20 protein-coding genes are annotated in these 18,210 nt (G+C 62.8%); 19 read left to right on the top strand and 1 reads right to left on the bottom strand.

The window, feature by feature from the left end; translation table 11 throughout:
- Window positions 1-4: 4 nt before the first annotated feature.
- Window positions 5-1,066, bottom strand: coding sequence for an MBL fold metallo-hydrolase (locus INTCA_RS15900; RefSeq protein WP_013493946.1), 1,062 nt, complete (start codon window positions 1,064-1,066; stop codon window positions 5-7).
- 137 nt (window positions 1,067-1,203) lie between these two features.
- On the opposite strand from INTCA_RS15900, the gene INTCA_RS15895 reads away from it, so the two are divergent.
- From INTCA_RS15895 to INTCA_RS15805, 19 genes are all read left to right on the top strand, one after another.
- Complete coding sequence (locus INTCA_RS15895) at window positions 1,204-2,424, top strand: ABC transporter substrate-binding protein (RefSeq protein ID WP_148236643.1); 1,221 nt, start codon at window positions 1,204-1,206, stop codon at window positions 2,422-2,424.
- An 83-nt stretch (window positions 2,425-2,507) separates the two neighbouring features.
- Complete coding sequence (locus INTCA_RS15890; RefSeq protein ID WP_013493944.1) at window positions 2,508-3,371, top strand: branched-chain amino acid ABC transporter permease; 864 nt, start codon at window positions 2,508-2,510, stop codon at window positions 3,369-3,371.
- A complete protein-coding gene (locus tag INTCA_RS15885; protein WP_013493943.1) occupies window positions 3,368-4,375 on the top strand; it encodes a branched-chain amino acid ABC transporter permease in 1,008 nt (335 codons plus the stop codon). Before INTCA_RS15890 ends, INTCA_RS15885 begins: the two co-directional genes overlap by 4 nt.
- On the top strand, window positions 4,365-5,156 hold the full coding sequence (locus INTCA_RS15880) for an ABC transporter ATP-binding protein (RefSeq protein WP_013493942.1): 792 nt from the start codon (window positions 4,365-4,367) through the stop codon (window positions 5,154-5,156). The genes INTCA_RS15885 and INTCA_RS15880 overlap by 11 nt, the downstream gene beginning before the upstream one ends.
- On the top strand, window positions 5,137-5,850 hold the full coding sequence (locus tag INTCA_RS15875) for an ABC transporter ATP-binding protein (RefSeq protein WP_013493941.1): 714 nt from the start codon (window positions 5,137-5,139) through the stop codon (window positions 5,848-5,850). Before INTCA_RS15880 ends, INTCA_RS15875 begins: the two co-directional genes overlap by 20 nt.
- Before the next feature lie 78 nt (window positions 5,851-5,928).
- A complete protein-coding gene (locus INTCA_RS15870; RefSeq protein ID WP_013493940.1) occupies window positions 5,929-6,543 on the top strand; it encodes a TetR/AcrR family transcriptional regulator in 615 nt (204 codons plus the stop codon).
- A 101-nt stretch (window positions 6,544-6,644) separates the two neighbouring features.
- On the top strand, window positions 6,645-7,787 hold the full coding sequence (locus INTCA_RS15865; RefSeq protein ID WP_013493939.1) for an acyl-CoA dehydrogenase family protein: 1,143 nt from the start codon (window positions 6,645-6,647) through the stop codon (window positions 7,785-7,787).
- A 10-nt stretch (window positions 7,788-7,797) separates the two neighbouring features.
- On the top strand, window positions 7,798-8,313 hold the full coding sequence (locus INTCA_RS15860) for an FAS1-like dehydratase domain-containing protein (protein WP_041307860.1): 516 nt from the start codon (window positions 7,798-7,800) through the stop codon (window positions 8,311-8,313).
- Between the two features lie 11 nt (window positions 8,314-8,324).
- Window positions 8,325-8,756 (top strand): hotdog family protein, encoded by a 432-nt coding sequence (locus INTCA_RS15855; protein WP_013493937.1) that lies wholly within the window; start codon window positions 8,325-8,327, stop codon window positions 8,754-8,756.
- Window positions 8,753-9,751, top strand: a complete 999-nt coding sequence (locus INTCA_RS15850) for a thiamine pyrophosphate-dependent dehydrogenase E1 component subunit alpha (protein ID WP_013493936.1) — start codon at window positions 8,753-8,755, stop codon at window positions 9,749-9,751. The genes INTCA_RS15855 and INTCA_RS15850 overlap by 4 nt, the downstream gene beginning before the upstream one ends.
- 2 nt (window positions 9,752-9,753) lie before the next feature.
- Complete coding sequence (locus tag INTCA_RS15845) at window positions 9,754-10,740, top strand: alpha-ketoacid dehydrogenase subunit beta (protein WP_013493935.1); 987 nt, start codon at window positions 9,754-9,756, stop codon at window positions 10,738-10,740.
- Window positions 10,737-10,973, top strand: a complete 237-nt coding sequence (locus INTCA_RS15840; RefSeq protein ID WP_013493934.1) for a lipoyl domain-containing protein — start codon at window positions 10,737-10,739, stop codon at window positions 10,971-10,973. The genes INTCA_RS15845 and INTCA_RS15840 overlap by 4 nt, the downstream gene beginning before the upstream one ends.
- Window positions 10,970-11,710, top strand: a complete 741-nt coding sequence (locus tag INTCA_RS15835) for a 2-oxo acid dehydrogenase subunit E2 (protein WP_013493933.1) — start codon at window positions 10,970-10,972, stop codon at window positions 11,708-11,710. Before INTCA_RS15840 ends, INTCA_RS15835 begins: the two co-directional genes overlap by 4 nt.
- A complete protein-coding gene (locus INTCA_RS15830) occupies window positions 11,674-12,477 on the top strand; it encodes an SDR family oxidoreductase (protein WP_083807926.1) in 804 nt (267 codons plus the stop codon). The genes INTCA_RS15835 and INTCA_RS15830 overlap by 37 nt, the downstream gene beginning before the upstream one ends.
- Window positions 12,474-13,292, top strand: coding sequence for an enoyl-CoA hydratase/isomerase family protein (locus INTCA_RS15825; RefSeq protein ID WP_013493931.1), 819 nt, complete (start codon window positions 12,474-12,476; stop codon window positions 13,290-13,292). Before INTCA_RS15830 ends, INTCA_RS15825 begins: the two co-directional genes overlap by 4 nt.
- 9 nt (window positions 13,293-13,301) lie before the next feature.
- Complete coding sequence (locus tag INTCA_RS15820) at window positions 13,302-14,333, top strand: zinc-binding dehydrogenase (protein ID WP_013493930.1); 1,032 nt, start codon at window positions 13,302-13,304, stop codon at window positions 14,331-14,333.
- Between the two features lie 28 nt (window positions 14,334-14,361).
- Window positions 14,362-15,918 carry an AMP-binding protein gene (locus INTCA_RS15815; protein WP_041307857.1) on the top strand — a complete coding sequence of 519 codons (1,557 nt, stop codon included), beginning with the start codon at window positions 14,362-14,364 and terminating at the stop codon, window positions 15,916-15,918.
- The gene (locus INTCA_RS15810) at window positions 15,915-16,772 is read left to right on the top strand and encodes an enoyl-CoA hydratase/isomerase family protein (protein WP_013493928.1); all 858 of its coding nucleotides are present in this window, start codon (window positions 15,915-15,917) and stop codon (window positions 16,770-16,772) included. The genes INTCA_RS15815 and INTCA_RS15810 overlap by 4 nt, the downstream gene beginning before the upstream one ends.
- Window positions 16,769-17,905, top strand: a complete 1,137-nt coding sequence (locus INTCA_RS15805) for an LLM class flavin-dependent oxidoreductase (protein WP_013493927.1) — start codon at window positions 16,769-16,771, stop codon at window positions 17,903-17,905. The genes INTCA_RS15810 and INTCA_RS15805 overlap by 4 nt, the downstream gene beginning before the upstream one ends.
- The last annotated feature ends 305 nt before the right edge of the window (window positions 17,906-18,210 follow it).

Below are 18,210 nucleotides of genomic sequence, written 5' to 3'. Positions count from 1 at the left end.
GTTCTCATGCCTGGTATACGCGACGCCCCCGGTGTTCGGAGACGACCACGGAGCCCCGCTCGGCGAGTAGGTCGAGGTGTGCAGCTGTCTCGCAGACCGCCAACATCTGGTTGAACGGATCGAGGTCGTCCAACGACCGCATGCGTGAGGTCCACGGAAGTTTGGCGGCCACCTCAAAGGCGGTCGTGCCCGCCGGCCCCACGCTGTCGAGGCATGCCTGGAGTCTGTCCTCATGGTGCTGCAGCAGTTGATCGATTCGTGCATGCGTGCTAGGCCCCGGCATACCGTGCGCCGGCAAGAGCACCAAGTCCGCCATGGCCCGCACGCGCCGGAGGGAGTCTAGATAGTCCCGTAACGGGAGGTGGGAAGGGGCCGGTTCGAATCCGATTGATGGTGTGATGTGGGGCAGCACGTGATCTCCCGCGAAGAGCAAGCCCTCACTCTCGTCGACGAAGACGACGTGTCCCTGCGTGTGCCCGGGGGTGTGGCGTGCATGCAGTGAGCGTGTTTCCGAGACCCGGATCGCCTGCTCCGGTGACAGCCATTCATCCGGGGCTTCCAAGTTCTCGATGTCCTCGTCGCCCGCGGCGAAACCACCTGCAACTAGTCGAGCAGCCACGGCACCGGCGCCCGCAACAACAAGTTGGTCCAGCTGCGTCTGGTGCGAACGCCCCGCCGGAGTCCTGACGAGGGCCAGTGAAACCTGCTCGTGGACCCCAAGTGAGACCCGCGCGCCGAACTCGCGACGCAGGGCGACCGCTTGAGTGTAATGGTCCCGGTGTAGGTGAGTTACGAGGAACTGGCGAATGTCTCCAATGCCGTAGCCCACCGAGGTGAGAGCCGCTCGCAGGGCCTCCCTCGCCGGTGCCACTGCCCAGCCGCCGTCAATCGAGAGAAGACCCTCACCAGTATCTATCACGTAGATGTTGACGGCATGCAGACCGTCCAGCGGCAGAGGAAGCGGAATGCGATAGACACCGTCCGCCACCTCGAAGGCGCCGGGCTCAGTCCAATCGAGGGTCGTGCGATTGGTGCGCGGGTCGGCCTGCTCGAGGGGTGCGGGCATCTGCGTTCCTTTGCCTCGGTGCGGCGGGGGTCCCGTCAGGCAGACCAGGACAATCGCCACGATCGAATCTGGGAGATCTCTTGCGCGTGTGACACAGATTACCCTAGAGTCCCGACCGACGGGTCGGTTGGGTCACCGTGACTCTTCCGCAGACCAAGATCGGAGTGGGACTCATGGGTTCTAGGAGCCAGCTCAAGTTCGGAGCCGTAGCCATCACCGCCCTCGCCCTCGCTGCCGCATGCGGCACCCCGGCGGGCACCTCGGATTCTGAGAGCGGCGGTGAGGAAGGCCCCATCAAGTTGGGACTTGTGACCCCGCTCAGCGGTGGGGCGGCGGACTACGGCATCGCCTTCGCCAACGGCGTCAAGCTCGCGGCTCAAGAGATCAACGACGGTGGCGGCGTCGATGTCGGGGGCACCGCGCGGAAGCTCGAGGTCGTTACCTGTGACGACGAGTTCAAGTCCGACAAGGCCGTTGCCTGTGGCCGACGGCTCGCCTCGCAGGACAAGGCGAAGGTGATTATGACGCCGTCGAGCCTGGCCGCTTTCCCGATGATGGGCTTCAACGAGCAGACTGGTTTCCTGCTTATGGCTACCTCGCAGTCCCCGGACTTCACCAAGAAGGGGAACAAGCTGGCAGTTCGTTTCATCAACAACACCGACCTGACCATGGATCCGTTCGTCGGCCTGTTGATGCAGTACGGCAAGCAGAAGTCGATCGGAACCCGCGCTGCGGTCATGGAAGTCAACACGGAACTCGGCCAGAGTTGGGTGGCAAACTTCTCGAAGGCTTGGCAGTCGAACGGTGGCGAAGTGACAGGCAAAGCGTCGTACGACGCGAACGGTACCGACTTCTTCGCGCAGATCTCCACGCTGCTGGCGACCAAGCCCGATGTGATCGTCCTGACTACGGTGTGCCAGCCTTCGGCCACAGTAATCAAGCAGGCCAGAGAACTGGGTTTCAAGGGCACCTTCATCAACTCGGCGGCGTGTTCCGGTGAGGAACTGGTCTCGGTCCTGAAGGACCAAGCGGATGGCGTCATCCTCGAATCCTCGACTTGGGCGTTCGGTGAGCCGGGGGTAAAGCAGTTCCAGGAGGCCTACAAGGCGGCGTTCCAAATGGATCCGCAGTTCATCTCGGGAGTCGGCTACGAGGGGACGCGGTGGCTGGCCGACAGCATCAAGGCAGCGAAAACCGCCGACGACGTGTCGGCACTCCGCGGCTCCATGGCGGCAGGTCTGAAGGGCCTTGAGCCGAATCTGTTTGACATGAAGGACCTGACCGAGACCGGGGACGTCGACTTCCCGATGTACGTCGGCTATGTCGAGGGCGGAGCGGTGAAGGGCTTCAAGGGCTGAGAGGGGCAAAACCCACGACTTGCGGTCACGAGCGTTCGCTATGCCGAACCCTTGCTCGCTCGTCTCTCGAAGGAGGTTATGACTTGGCCGCATTTATCCAACAGTTGGCCAACGGGGTCATGCTGGGAAGCATCTACGCCCTCGTCGCGGCCGGTGTGGCGCTCATCTTCGGCGTGCTGCACATCCCGCAATTCGCCTTGGGAGCCCAAGCAATGCTGGGTGCGTACCTTGTGTTCACCTTGAGTGTCTCGATGTCGCTCAATTACTGGATCGCTCTGGCCGCCGCCGCAGTCATCATGGCGGTCTTCGGCGCGGTAGCGCACCGCGTAGTGTTCGATCCCATCCGTAACGCGCCTAGCATAAACGCGTTTATCTCCGCATTTGGTCTCGTTCTAGTACTCGAGAGTGGGGCTCAGATCATATGGGGCTCCTCCTACAAGAGGGTCCCGTCCCCACTGGGTGGCGAGACGATCACGATCCTTGGCGCGTCCTTAACAGCTCAGCGTCTCCTGATCATCGTCGTGGCCTTGATAATCGTCCTGGCCCTGCACACCACCATTCGTCGTACGACCCTCGGCTCAACCATCCGCGCCGTGGCGCAGAACCCGACGGGCGCCGCCGTGGTGGGGATTAATCCACGGGCGGTCGCAACCTTGACCATGGCGATTGGGTCGGCCGTGGCAGCGACTGCAGGAGGACTCATCGCCCCCATCAGCAGCGTGTTTCCTTCGCTCGGCGCCTTTCTCATCATTAAGGCGTTCGTAATCACGATTCTCGGGGGCATGGGAAGCTTCACCGGGGCCATCGCGGGAGGGTTCATCTTCGGCATCGTGGAAGCACTCGGTGCCGGCTACGTGTCCGTCGAGTACAAGGACGCGTTTGGTTTTGTCATTCTCGTGCTGGTGCTCGCAATGAGGCCACAAGGACTCTTCGGAGCGACGAAATGACACGGATCACTACAGGGTTCCCACGCCAGTTCGTCGCCGTCTTTGCGCTCCTCATTGCCGCTCCCTGGTTCGTTCCAAGTGCCTATATCTTTCATCTCGCGACCATGTCGGTCATCTGGTCGATCACTGCCGTTGCGCTCAATTTGGTTATGGGCTATACGGGACTTCTCTCCGTCGCACATGGCGCACTTGCGATCGTCGGTGGCTACACATCGTCACTCCTGGTCGTCAACGCATCAGCGAACTTCTGGCTTTCGTTTCTGATCGGTGGCGTGGTCGCGGCCATCAGCGGATTCCTGCTCGGGGTGCTCACACTTAGACTTCGCGGGCATTACTTTGCCATCAGCACGTTAGCGTTCGGTATCGTGGTCGGACTCGTCCTCGAGAAGTGGGAGTCCGTGACGGGTGGTGCCCGAGGCATCACCTATATTCCTCCCGCACCGAGTGTGCCCCTTCCCGGCGGCGGCAGCTTGGGTCTCGACAGCGACCTCGCGAAGTACTTCTTCGCGGTCGCCCTGCTCGCGATCACCGTTCTCGTCGTCCGCAACATTGTCGACTCGAGGTTCGGCAGGGCGCTGGCTGCAATTCGGAGTAACGACCTCGTGGCGCGGTCTCAGGGTGTCGACGTGGTCCGCCATAAGCTCATCGCCTTCACCATCAGTGCCTTCATGGCGGGGCTAGCAGGCACCGTGTACGCGACGTACCTCGCATACTTGAGCCCGAACGACGCGAGCCTTTGGACGAGCTTCTTCATACTCATGTACGTGGTGCTGGGTGGGATGGGGACCACGTGGGGTCCGATCCTCGGGTCATTCTTTGTCGTCATGGTCCCCGAGTGGCTCCGGCTCTTCGACGAGTACCGGGTTCTTCTTATCGGCCTGCTGCTCATCGTGACGATCACGTTCCTGCCCGGTGGCCTCATGCAGGGACTGTCGCGGCTGAGGCACCTGCTCAACAGACAACGACGTGGAGGGCGGAAGAGGGCGGTGTCCGATGGCATCTAGCAATGACGCGATCCTGCACCTCGACCAGGTGACGCGACGATTCGGCGGGCTGACGGCCGTGAACGGCGTCTCCTTCGATGTGATGCCTGGAGAGATCTTTAGCATCATCGGTCCGAACGGCGCGGGCAAGAGCACGCTCTTCAATTTGGTTACGGGGGTAACGCCTCTCTCCAGTGGACGCGTAGCGTTTGAGGGGTCCGACGTGTCGACAGTGTCGGTGCACAAGATCGCCGGCATGGGGATCTCCAGGACGTTCCAGAGCACGCAGATCCTCATGGACCAGAGCGCGGCGTACAACGTCATGCTGGGACTGCAGCGCGAGTCCCGGGCGACACTAGTGGGGGCGATCTTCAGAAGTCGCGGCTTCCGTCGCGAGGAGCGGCGATGCCGGGCGATCGCGGAAGAGGTGCTCGTCAGGGTTGGACTCGGCGGTGCCGGGGAGACCGGCGCGGCCGAACTCTCGACCGCCAACCAGCAGCGTCTTGCCATCGCGATGGCGATCGCCAGCGGCCCGAAGCTACTTCTCCTGGACGAACCGACCGGTGGCCTGATCGAGACCGAGGTCGACGACCTGATGCACCTCATCGCGACGTTGCGCGAGGGCGGGCTCACCGTGCTTCTGATCGAGCACAAAATGCGCATGGTGATGTCCATCTCAGACCGAATCGCAGTACTCGACCACGGCGAGCTTATCTCCATCGGACCGCCGAAACAGGTGCGCAACGATCCGCGCGTTCTGGAAGCCTACCTAGGGGCCAACTATGTGGCTGAAGATCACTGACCTCAAGGCCGGTTACGGCGGCAAGGAGGTTCTCCACGGAATTGACCTCGACGTCGCCGAAGGCGAAATTGTTGCCCTTATTGGGCCGAACGGCGCGGGAAAGAGCACCACCCTACGCACGGTGACCGGACTGACCGCGGCATCCACCGGATCGGTGACGTTCCGTGGCGAGGACATCACTTCTCGGTCAACTGGGTGGCTGGTCAAGCGTGGGCTAGTCCTATGCCCGGAGGCGCGGGAGCTGTTCCCCGGGATGACGGTGCTCGAAAACTTGCGACTCGGTTCCTATGCGGTCCGCATCGCCTCTCAAGAGTACGACCGAAGACTCGAGCACGTGTACGAGATGTTTCCGAAGTTGGCGGATCGTCAGAACCAGCTGGCCGGCAGTCTCAGCGGAGGTGAGCAGCAAATGCTGGCTATAGGCAGAGCTCTCATGTCCGAACCGCAACTCCTCCTGCTCGACGAGCCGTCGCTGGGTCTGGCGCCGATGCTCGTCACGCAGATGTTCGAGCTCATCACCACGATCAATGCGAGAGGCGTGTCGGTGCTTCTCGTCGAACAGAACGCGGTGGCAAGCCTCGATATAGCCCACCGCGGGTATGTGATCGAGGCGGGCCGTATCGTTGGGCACGATGATGCAAAGAAGCTGGCGACGGACCCCCGCGTTCGTGAGGCGTACCTCGGTGGAGTTTAAGGAGGTCCGGCGGGCCCGCGCAGAGGTGATGGCGCGAAGAGTTTTCGTTGTCCGGTGCAATGGAAAGAGGGTGTCGTAGTGGCATCGAGGAAGAGTATTACGCGCAGGGACGAAATCGTGAAGACAGCTGCCATCATCTTCGAGGCGCGTGGCTACTACAACGCCTCAATGGACGACATAGCAGAGGCGATGGGGATCCGGAAGCCTACCCTCTACCACTATGTGGAGAGCAAGGGACAAATCGTCGCCTGGATCCATGACCGTTTGTGCGACGGCTTTATCGACAGAATCAATCAGCGCATTGAGCAGGGCATGCAGCCAACTGAGTGTCTTGTTATGGTGATGACCGACATTTTCGAGACGCTGGACTCGTCCCCCGGGCACCTCCGCGTCTACTTTGAGCACCACCGCGAAATTCCTGAAAAGTGTCAAGCGACGTCGAGGGCAAAGCGTGACGAGTACTTCGCGACCGTACGGGACCTCATTATTGCCGGTGAGGAGGCCGGCGAGTTCAAGGTCGAGAATGCCGAGATGGCGACCTTCGCGCTGTTCGGCATGTGCAATTGGGCCTATCAGTGGTACCGACCCAAGGGCCAACTCTCGCCGCAAGAGATCAGTCAGATGTTTTGGCGAATCTTTGCCTCCGGGATCAAGGTCGACGCTGGCAGGACTGGCGCTCTCCGGGCCGGATGAGGCTTGACAACAGTAATTGTGTTCCACCCCCCTTGTCGGGGGACCGATGTGCCTATAGCCTACGACCGACCAGTCGGTCGGTTGGGAGATTGGAGACAGTCATGGATTTTGAGATTCCCCAGGAACTCAAGGATTTTCTTGTCGGTGTGCGGCACTTCCGCGAACGCGAGTTGATGCCGCTCGAGCACGAGTTCCTGATCAATGGGGACTGGGACCTGAAGACGCGTCTCGAACTTGAAGCGAAGGGCCGGCAAGCCGGCTTTTGGGCGCTCGACGTCCCCGAGGAGGACGGCGGCCAGGGCATGGACGAGTTCGCAATGTGCCTCGTAGCAGAAGAGCTCTACAAGCATCCGGCCATGTTCGAGTTCGGAGGCAGCCCCGAGCCAGCGCTGTACCTTTGCAGCGAAGAGCAGAAGAAGCGCTTCTACTACCCCGTGATCAACGGGGAACGTAAATCTGCCTACGCCTTCACAGAGCCAGACGCCGGCAGCGACTTCGCACGCATCAAGACCTCTGCGGTTCGAGATGGAGACGAGTGGGTCATCAACGGACGCAAGACTTTCATCTCCCACGTTGACCGCGCAGACTTCCTCATCCTGTTCGCGAGCACCAATCCGGGGGCCGGCTCTCGGGGTGTCACCTGCTTCCTGGTCGATAAGGACACCCCCGGATTCGAGGTTTCGCGTCCCATTCCCACGATGGGTGACGCTTGGACTCCGTACGAGCTGACGTTCGAGAACTGCCGGGTCCCACACGAGAACGTGCTCGGCGAGGTCGACAAGGGCTTCGCCATCGCGGACCACCAACTGACGCACGGGCGCGTCAGGATTGCGGCTTATCAGCTCGGCATGGCACAGCGGTCGTTGGACCTCGCGATCGAGTGGGCTAAGCAACGGACGACGTGGGGCAAGCCCATTGCGACAAGGCAGGCGATCCAATGGATGATCGCCGACTCCTATGTCGAACTCGAGGCAGCTCGCCTGCTGGTCTACAAGGCAGCGATGACTTACGACAAGGAGGGGGGCCGCAACGAGGCGTTCGCCGCCAAGCTCTACGCGACCGAGATGGCCCAGCGGGTGACGGACCGCTGCCTGCAGATCTTCGGTGGACTGGGATACACCAAGGAGTTGCCAATCCAGAGCTTCTATCGACAGATCAGAGTCTGGCGCATCGGACACGGCACCGCGGAAGTCCACCGGTGGATGATCGCCCGCAGCCTGCTGGGCCTGAAGTCCGACGCGTGATTGGGGGCCGATGATGAAGACCCAGTCGGAGGCGGTGGAAAAATCTTACGCTGCTGCGCGTGCGAGCATCGGCAAGCGGCACCGAACACTCCTTGGGACGGTGACCGAGAAGGAGTTCCAGCGCTTCGCCTACGCGATCGGAGACCAAAATGACGTGTACCTGGACGCCGAGGCCGCGAGGGCTGCCGGCCACCAACAGACTGTGGCGCCGCCGCTGTTCCTCACCTCGCTTATGACTTGGGAGCCCGGCCCCCCGGAGAACTCCCTCAGGCCAGACGGAGCTGGGCGGACTGAGCTTGGTGAGGTTCCGCTCGAGGGCCTTCGTCTCATGGGAGCTGGCCAAGACCTTGAGTTCCACGCCGACGTCATCGACGGCCTCGAGGTGTGGATGGAGTTGTCGGTCGACGACGTTCAGCTAAAAAGTGGCCCCTCAGGGTCGCTCCTCCTGCTGCATCTGCTGCGCAGGTATTTCGACGGGGACGAGCGGCTGCTGGTGACCTGCCGCGAGACCTTCATCGCACGCTGAGAGGGAAGAACGTGCTCGACATACAGACGCTTTTCGCCGGCGAGGTTACCGTCGGCACCGAGCTTCCAGAGGTCGTTTGGGAGCCGACCCATGTGCAACTGTTCCGCTTCAGCGCAATCACGTGGAACGCCCACCGCATCCACTACGACCAAGCGTACGCGGCAGAAGAGGGCTATCCCGACGTCCTCGTCCAGAGCCATCTGCATGGGTGTTTCCTTGTCCAGACGGTGATGTCATGGGCTGGACCGCGAGCGACATTGCACCGGTTCCGTTGGCAGAACAGACATCTGGCCACGCCAGGCGACAAGCTTCGCTGCACCGGCACGGTCACCGCGGTCGAGGGCAGCCTCGTGCATTGCGAACTGCGCGAAATCAACCAGCATGGCGACATCTGCGCGCCTGGTTGGGCAACCGTCGAGCTTCCAGTGAAGGACCTATCGTGAGCGTTGGAACAACAGTCAACCAGCCGTCCGTCGCTGCCCGGGACGCAGTGTCGCTCTATCGGACGATGGTGACCATTCGGATGTTCGAGCAGAAGGCCGCCGCCCTCTTTGCCGGCGGTCGGCTTCCCGGCTTTCTGCATTTGTCCCTAGGACAGGAGGCCGTTGCCGCAGGCGTGTGCAGCGTTCTCGACGGCAGAGATCTCATTACTACGACCCACCGCGGGCATGGTCATTGCATCGCCAAGGGCGGCGAGGTCGAAGGGATGATGGCAGAGCTCTTCGGGCGGGCGGAGGGCTACTGTAAGGGCCGCTCGGGCTCTATGCACATAATGGACACCAACGTGGGAATCCTGGGCGCTAATGCCATTGTCGGTGGGGGCATTCCCATGGCCGCCGGGGCTGCGTTCAGCGCTCGCGCCCAGAACGACGGCCGGGTAGCGGTTAGCTTCTTCGGGGAGGGCGCCGTCGCCGAAGGGGTCTTCCACGAGGTCCTGAACCTCTCGGCCCTATGGGCCCTCCCGATCGTCTTTGTCGTGGAGAACAATGGGTACGCCGAGTTGACCCACGTCTCGAAGCATCTGAGTGCCGAGAACGTCGCGGACTTCGCGGCGCCGTACGGCATCCCGGCTGAGATCGTGGACGGTAACGATGTCTTGGCGGTCCAGGGAGCGACCGAGCGAGCGGTCAACCGAGCACGCCGCGGCGAGGGGCCGACACTTCTGGAGTGCAAGACGTACCGGTGGCATGGGCACTTCGAGGGGGACCCGCAGAAGTACCGCTCCGTCCAGGAGCGGGACGAATGGAAGCTGCGCGACCCGATCCTTCAGTTCCGCGCGCGCGTGACTGAATCGGGAGTTATCAGCGTGGCCGAGCTCGAGGAGATCGACGACCGAATCAAGGATTCGGTCGAACGCGCGGCCGAGTGGGCAGAGGGTCTACCCCCAGCGCCTATCGAGTCGCTGGTCCAGGACGTCTACACGGGTGCGGAGAGCTGAGCATGGGACAGATCAAGTACTGGCAGGCCATCAACAGCGCTCTGGCCGAGGAGATGGAGCGCGACTCGTCCGTCTGCGTCATCGGTGAGGACGTCGGGGAGCCGGGCGGTCCTTTTGGGGCCACGGTAAAGCTGCTTGACAGGTTCGGGGAATGGCGGGTGCGGGACACGCCCATCAGCGAAGCGGCGATCGTGGGGACGGCGCTGGGGGCGGCGATGACTGGACTCCGCCCGGTGGCTGAGGTGATGTTCATGGACTTCATGCCCCTCGCAATGGACCAACTGGTCAACCAGGCGGCAAAGATCTCGTACATGTCAGGGGGCAGCTACAAAGCCCCGATGGTGGTCCGGACGCTTTCGGGCGCTGGACGGGGAACGGGCCCCCAGCACAGCCAGAGCTTCGAGGGTTGGTTGGGGAACGTGCCCGGTCTGAAGGTCGTGTGGGGTTCCAATCCGGCCGACGCAAAGGGCCTACTCAAAGCAGCGATCCGGGACGACAACCCTGTGGTCGTGATCGAGAGCCTTTCGCTCTGGTCGATGCGCGGTGAGGTGCCTGAGGACCCCGAGGTGATCGTACCCATCGGTAAGGCATCGGTTGCGCGCCCCGGTAGTCACGTCACGGTGGTCAGCTGGGGTGCTGCGGTGCATCGTGTGCTTGCAGCCGCCGAGCAACTGGCCCCGCAGGTGGAGGTGGAGGTCATCGACCTGCGCACCATCAGCCCTGTTGACGAGGAGACAGTACTCGAATCCGTGGCGAGGACCGGTCGGCTCGTTATCGTGCATGACTCGCCTTCGCCCTACGGGCCCGGTGCAGAGATCGCGGCGCTTGCAGCCGACAAGGCCTTCTTCGATCTGAAGGCCCCGGTGCAACGCGTGACGCCTCCGTTCGCGCCCACGCCATTCCCGCCCAACCTCGAGGCGGCGTTCTTCCCCCAAGCCGAAGAGATCGTGCGCGCGATCGAACTAGTCCTGAAGGGTGTCGCCCAATGATCGACATCGTGATTCCCAAGTGGGGCCTCACCATGGAGGAGGCAGTGCTGGTGGAGTGGTACAGGGCTGAAGGCGAACCAATCTCGGAGGGCGAGGCCATCGCCGAGGTCGAGACCGATAAGGCCAACAGCGACATCGAGTCACCAGCGTCGGGTATCGTCCGTGAGCTGCTGGTCGAAGCGGGCGCCTCGGTCGTTCCAGGCCAGGTGGTCGCGCGGATCGAACCACAATGAGTGGACCAGAGTCCACAGGCCAGCCCTACGACCTATTAGAACAGGACCGGCTGCAGAAGGTGACCGCCCGGCGCCTGCGTGCTGCTGTCGCGGAGAAGCCGCAGGTCACGCTGCACGCGAGAGTCGGTCTGGACGTCCTCTTCGAGTCCAAGCGACGGCTGAACGCCGAGTCCGCCGACGCGGTGTCGGTCACTGTGACGGCGGCTCTGGCACATATCGTCGCAGCCGCCCTGACACGCTGGGGACGCGTCAACGGCCACATCGAGGGGAACGAGGTTCGGCTCTTCCGCGCGGTGAATCTCGGAGTGGCGGTTGACACCGGGCACGGACTCGTGGTGCCGGTGGTCAAGGACGCGCAAGGCCTGTCGGTCTGGGAGACCGCTGCGGAAATCGGCCGCCTCGCCGAAAAGGCACGTCAGGGGAAGTTGCACCCTGCGGACCTCGTCGACGCCACCTTTACGGTGTCCAATCTCGGCATGTTCGGCGTTGAGATGTTCACACCGCTCGTGAACCCTCCACAGCTCGCCATCCTCGGGGTCGGCGCTGCAGTGCCCGCTGTGACGCTGATTGACGGCCGAGTGGCAGAGATGCAGGTGCTCGGCCTGAGCTTGAGCTTCGATCACGCCGCGATGGACGGTGCCGACGCCGCCGCCTTCCTCGCAGGCTTGGTGACGCTCATCGAAGAGCCCCAAGACGTCCTATGGACGACTGCCTCGGAATGGAAGGGCCGAGCATGACGGTGAACCCATACGCAGCCATATCACTCGAAGGACGTACCGCTCTCGTAACCGGCGGCAGCAGTGGGATCGGTGCCGCGACGTGCGAGCTCCTCGCCAGTCGAGGGGCACAGGTGGCTGTCAACTACCGGTCCGGACGTGGTCGCGCCGAGGTCCTGGTCAGCCGGATCAAGAGCGCGGGCGGCGAAGCAATCGCGGTCCACGCCGACGTGACCTCCCCAGAGCAGTCCAATGCCATGGTCAAGGCAGTCGTGGATAAGTTGGGCCCGATCGACATCCTTGTCAACGCAGCCGGCGCGTTCTGGGAGACCCAGCCGTTTGCCGCCATCGATGTCGAACTCTGGAACAGGTCAATGGCCCTGAACTTTTATGGGGCGGTGCATTGCTGCACTGCCGTCCTGGATTCCATGCGGTCCCGGCAGCGCGGCAGTATCGTCAACCTCTCGTCGATCGTGGCGAAAAGCGGCGGGCCTGGCGAGACCGCTCACTACGCATCCGCGAAGGGAGCGCTCGAGACAATGACATACAGCATCGCTCGTGAGTACGCGGCCAGCGGTGTCCGGGCCAACGCCGTGGCGCCCGGGCTCATAGACACGCCCGTTCATGACGATAACCGTGAACGCTTCGAGCGAATCGCCCAGGGCTACGCCCCACTCGGCCGTCCGGGCACGGCACATGAGGTGGCCGAGGTAGTGGCTTTCCTGGCCTCGGACGCAGCCAGTTACGTCACCGCGCAGGTATGGAATGTTAACGGAGGAAGACTTTGACGATTGATGTTGAATATCTGAACTCCCGGATGAGTTGCGTCCGGGTAGCCGAGAACGACGGAATCGTTACGCTCACGCTCAGTCGCCCCGACCGGCTGAACGCACTCGGGCCCGACATGCTGCCCGAGATCTTGGGCGTGCTCGAAGTCGTGCGCGCATCTCGCGAGGTCAAGGCTCTCGTAATGACAGGCGAGGGGCGCGCCTTCTGCGCAGGGGTGGACCTCAGGACCCCGTTCTTCATGGAGAACGTGGAGTCGGACTCCGTGTTCGAAGGGATGCGACTGCTGGACTGGCAGCACGAGCTCATCGTGGGCATCCACGAGCTTCCCCAGCCCACCATAGCTGTGGTCAACGGTGACGCCGTGGGGGGCGGTGGCTTCGGCATGGCGATGGCGTGCGACATGCGGTTCGCCGTGAACAGCGCCAGGTTCTGGATGATTCCAGGACAGGTCAACGTCGTTCAGGACTTCGGGTTGACTTGGCTACTACAGCGCTGCATCGGCACGCCGAGGACGATGGAGCTCGTCTTCTCCGGTCGTCGGGTCGACGGGCGTGAGGCCGCCCAAATGGGGATCGTTAATGAGACCTTCGATGACGTGGGGCAGATGCACGACCACGCGCGCACCATTACGGATTCGATCGCCCGCATGGGCTCGGATGCCGGACGGACGCTCAAGATGATCGTCCGGCACGGTGCGTCCAGCCCCTTGCGTGACCAACTGAGGGTCGAGGCGGTCGCGAACGGACTCTGCTTCAACTCGACAGAGTTCAAGCAGGCCAAGACCGAGCTCCTCAACCGCATCAACAAGCGTTAGGGAATCGCCATGCTTGCTATCCGTTTTCACGAGTATGGGTCCGCACGTGTCCTGCGGGCCGAGGAGGTCCCGGTCCCGGAGCCCTCTGACGACGAGGTCCTGATCAAGGTCGCAGCGTGTGGCGTGAACCGCGTGGACATCCTCTCTAGGGAGGGCACTACTCCCGCGCCGGTGCAGCTTCCCCACACACCTGGGACAGAGGCGGCAGGCACGATCGCGGCGGTGGGCGCCAACGCAGGTTACTGGAGGCTGGGGCAGCGCGTGGTGGTGAACCCCACGCTGTCGTGTGGCCGGTGCACTGCTTGCCGGGAAGGGCGGGATAACGTCTGCCGGTCGGGCCGCATCTTTGGAGTGCAAACCACGGGAGCCTACGCGGAGTACGTGACAGCTCCCGCGGACCAGGTGATCGCACTGCCTGACGCGGTCGCGTTCGATACCGCTGCCTCCATTGCCGTGACCGGGTCGACGGCGTGGCACATGCTCGTGACCCGCGGCCAGGTCGCTCTCGGAGAGGACGTGCTGATCGTCGCGGCGGGCTCGGGCATCGGCGTCCTCGGTGTGCAGATCGCCAAGCTAGCCGGTGCGCGTGTCATCGCCACCGCCGGCTCCGCAGACAAGCGGGATCGTGCTCACCAGCTCGGTGCCGACGTGGTGATCGACCACACGGCATCGGACTGGGGAGACCAAGTTCGGCGGGCGACTGGCGGAAAAGGCGCTGACCTGGTGTTCGAGCACGTCGGTGAAGCGACTTGGGACCAGAGCCTTCGGGCCCTCGCGCGCAACGGACGGCTCGTCACCTGCGGCGCCCACAGCGGGGCGAAGGTGACCTTCGACCTGTGGCACCTATTCGTCAAGGAGCAGAAGTTCATCGGGTCATTCGCAGGGACTCGACGGGACTTGGAGAAGGTGCTCTCATTGGCTGCGAACGGCACCTTGAAGGCCGTGGTGCACGCCAAATTCCCATTGGCTGAGGCGGCGAAAGCACAAGGCGCCCTAGAGGACCGTGCAGTCTTCGGCAAAGTGCTGCTGGCTAGCAACTAGAACACGCGAAGAAGGGGCGGTGCCACCAATGATCGATCTAGTTGGAAACCGGACGTTGCGCGATCTCCTGGAGGAACGGGTCAGCCGCCACCCGAACAAACCCTGCTTGGTGTTCGAGGCCCAGGACGGGGAGGTTCGAGAGTGGACTTACGTCGAAATGCTCAGTGAGGTCGACCGGCTTGCCTCAGGCCTGAGCGAGCTCGGTGTGGGCAAGGGCGACAAGATTACGGTCCACCTGGCGAACTCGCCGGAGTTCCTGATGACGCTGTACGCGGCCGCCACGCTGGGGGCCATCGTGGTGCCGTCCAACGTCAGCAACCGTCCTGCCGAACTGCGGCACATCTTGTCCTACTCGGACTCGATAGCGGTGATCACCGAGCCCGCCTTTCTGTCAGTCGTGGATGAGGCAGTCCAGTCGGTGCCCGAGATCCGTCAGCGGATCATGGCACGCACCAAGGAGAAACGTGACGGTTGGTTGCTCTTCACAGACATACAGGAAGCCGGAAGGGCAACGGTCGTATGCACCGCAACGTCCGAAGATGTGGTCGAAATGTTGTTCACCTCGGGCACGACCGCTCGGCCGAAGGGCGTGCTGCTCACCCATGCGAACCTCCTGAGATCGGGCGAGCGGTCGTCGAAGTCCATGTATCTGACGTCCGACGAGAGGTGCCTGACTGCTCTGCCCGTGTTCCACGTCAACGCGCAATCGCTCACAGTCCTCTCGGCGCTCACAGTCGGCGGGACCTGCATCCTGCTCGAGGAGTACCGGGCTTCAAAGTTCTGGGACCAGGTGCGTGCCCATGACGCCACACAGATCAGCCTGGTCGCCATGTTGGCGCGGACAATGCTCGCCCAGCCGCCGCGCGAGACCGATCGAGACCACCGCGTGCGAAGGGTCTTCTACGCACTGAACGTCACCGATGCCGAGCGTGAGCAGTTCGAGAGCCGGTTTGGTGTTGAGCTCGTGAACGGCTACGGCCTCTCTGAGGCCATGACGATAGTCACTGTCGCACCCGTCTTCGGTCCCAAACGATGGCCGTCGATCGGACTGCCGGCCTACGACAGGCTGGTACGGATCGTAGACGTCGAAGGCAACGACCTTCCTCCTGGAACTCCGGGCGAACTCATCGTCCACGGGATCCCTGGGCGGACGCTGATGAAGGGCTACTACAAAGACCCTGAGGGAACCGCGCGAGCCATCCGCGACAACTGGCTCTATACCGGTGACAACGCATACATGGACGACAAGGGCTACTTCTACTTCTTCGATCGGAAGAAGGACGTGATTAAACGTGCCGGAGAAAACATCTCCGCCAGCGAGGTCGAGTTCGTCTTGGTGGATCATCCGCAGATCGTCGAGGCCGCCGTCATCGGCGTCGCGGACGACATCCGGGACGAAGCCGTCAAGGCATTCGTGGTAGCTGAGCCGGGATCGGGTCTCACTGAGGAAGCAATCCAACAGTACTGCCGCGAGCATCTTGCACACTTCAAGGTCCCCACCATCATCGAGTTGCGTGAAGCGTTGCCCAAGACGTCCATCGGGAAGATCGAGAAGAAGCTGCTGCGTCAGGAGTCAGACAAATGAGTGATGCCCGTACTCAGGATGGTGGATCGTTGGCCTTCGAGACGCTGGAGGTGGACACTGATGGCCCTATCGGGCGAATTCGTCTGAACCGTCCCGACCAGCGCAACGCCATCTCTCGAACGATGCTTGGCGAGATCGTTGAAGCAACGCGGCAGATCTCTGCGGCGGCCAATGTCAGGGCAGTGGTGCTCGAAGCGCGGGGGCCGGCATTCTGTGCCGGGGTCGACCTCGCTGACTTTGAGTCGTTCATGGGCTCGCCGGGCTCTGTCGACAGCCTTCTCAAGGGTGCCGATAACGCCATCACAATGGCGGCTCTCGGGCGTGAGGCGGCCAACGCGCTGAGCGCCCTGCGTCAGGTTACGGTGGCGAAGGTGCACGGTTACGCTGTCGGCGCCGGCGCCGTCCTGGCCCTCTCGGCCGATCTGCGCGTGCTCTCGGAAGATGCCTACTACTGGATACCCGAGGTGGAACTCGGAACTCCGCTCGTGTGGGGGGCGATTCCGAGGCTCGTCGCAGAGATCGGGCCCGCAAGGACAAAGGATCTTGTCACGACCTGCCGGCGGGTGCCTGCAGAAGAGGCGTTGCGTCTGGGCCTCGCCTCGCGTGTCGTGCCCTCCGAGGAACTGGACAGCACGACTGAGCAGATTGCCCAAGCGCTCGCTGGTCGGGCCAGGTACGCAATTGAGGCGACGAAGGGTCACGTTGACGCGGTCGCCCGTGCCATGGTGATGGGCGACACGACCTATGCCGATCGTTACCTGCAGGCGGCCAGCTGGTTGGACCGAGAAGTCCGTGAACGGGCCGAGCAGTACCTCACTACGTTCCACGCCGGCAACCGGTCCGAGACACGATGATCGCGGTCGGCACGAATGCCGGAATAACGCCCCCAGTGGAAGGTGTGCTGAAAGGAGCTAGGCGCGCGGAGGCGCGTGGCTACGACTCCCTATGGTGGCCCGACCACCTCATGGGCTTCCACCCCCAGCAGCTGTGGCAGCCCGAAATCACGGAGCTCGCGAAGAGCATCTCGAGTCCCCACGTATTCATTGATCCTGTTGCAGCGATCGCCGCGTGCGCCGTTCACACCGAGCGGATCATGCTCGGCACGTCGGTCACCGACTCAATCCGGCGGCATCCAGCGATGCTTGCGCAGGAGTTCCTAACGCTGGACCACTTCTCCAAGGGACGTGCCGTGCTTGGTATCGGCGCAGGGGAGGGAGAGAACATCACTCCCTACGGGCTTTCGTTCTCGAAGCCCGTATCACGCCTCGAGGAGTCATTGGAGATCGTGCGGCTGCTCTGGAGCACTGGCGAGCCGGTTGACTTCGACGGTGAGTGGTGGTCACTGCGCGACGCGGTGTGCGGCATCCGACCGTACGGCAGCGACGAGGACGGAAAACCCCTGCCACCTCCCATCTGGTGTGGAGCGCACGGACCACGAATGCTCTCGATCACGGGCCGCCTCTGCGACGGTTGGCTTCCGACCTATCAGGGAGGGCCCGAGCCTTGGAGTGAGGGTTACAGCAAGATCAGGTCAGCGGCAGCAACCGCGAAGCGCGCGCTGGATCGCTTTACGCCGGGCCTCCTGGCCCACGTAGTCGTCGCGGAAAGCGACGCCGAGGTCGACCGGATGCTGGACAGTCCATTGATCCGCGCATGGATGCTCACGCTACCCTCGTCTGCCTTTGAGGAGTTCGGAGTGGTCCATCCCCTAGGGGAGGGAGCCTACGGCCTCCTCGACTATATTCCGACTCGACTGTCCGACGATCAGGTCCTCAAAGCCCTGCGTGCGGTGCCCGAAGGACTAGCGCGCAAGTATCTCCTCGCCGGTACCCCGGACCGCATCACACAGGAACTCCGGCAGTTTGCCGACAGAGGCATGGCGCACGTCGTGCTCTGGAACCTCACCTACCTGGGAGACTTCGCCCAGCTGCGCAGCAGCTTTGGAGCGCTGGACGAGATCGCAGACGAACTAAGGAAGACCCCCTGACTGCGTACACGTGCGCGAGCGACTCGGGTCGGGCGCTGAGGGAATCTTGACGCTCCTTGGGAGGCTGTGTCGGGACCCGACAAACTTGGAGCGCGCGGTCGATGGTCGCCATCTTCAGGTCAGAATGGGCGAGGGAACGCGTTCGCCAACGTAGTTTCCGACTGAAGGGCGGCGCCGCCGTTACGGAGGGCGGCACGACCGAATACGAGAGGGCAGGGCCGACGGCGACAGGCGCAGGCGCTCCAAGCGCTGGGTGGCTGCGGTTGAAGAATGGCCGAGCCGCTACTTGAGGTCGACGAGACTCG

Source organism: Intrasporangium calvum DSM 43043, assembly GCF_000184685.1.
GTDB lineage: Bacteria > Actinomycetota > Actinomycetes > Actinomycetales > Dermatophilaceae > Intrasporangium > Intrasporangium calvum.
This window is presented reverse-complemented; position numbering and strand designations above follow the sequence as displayed.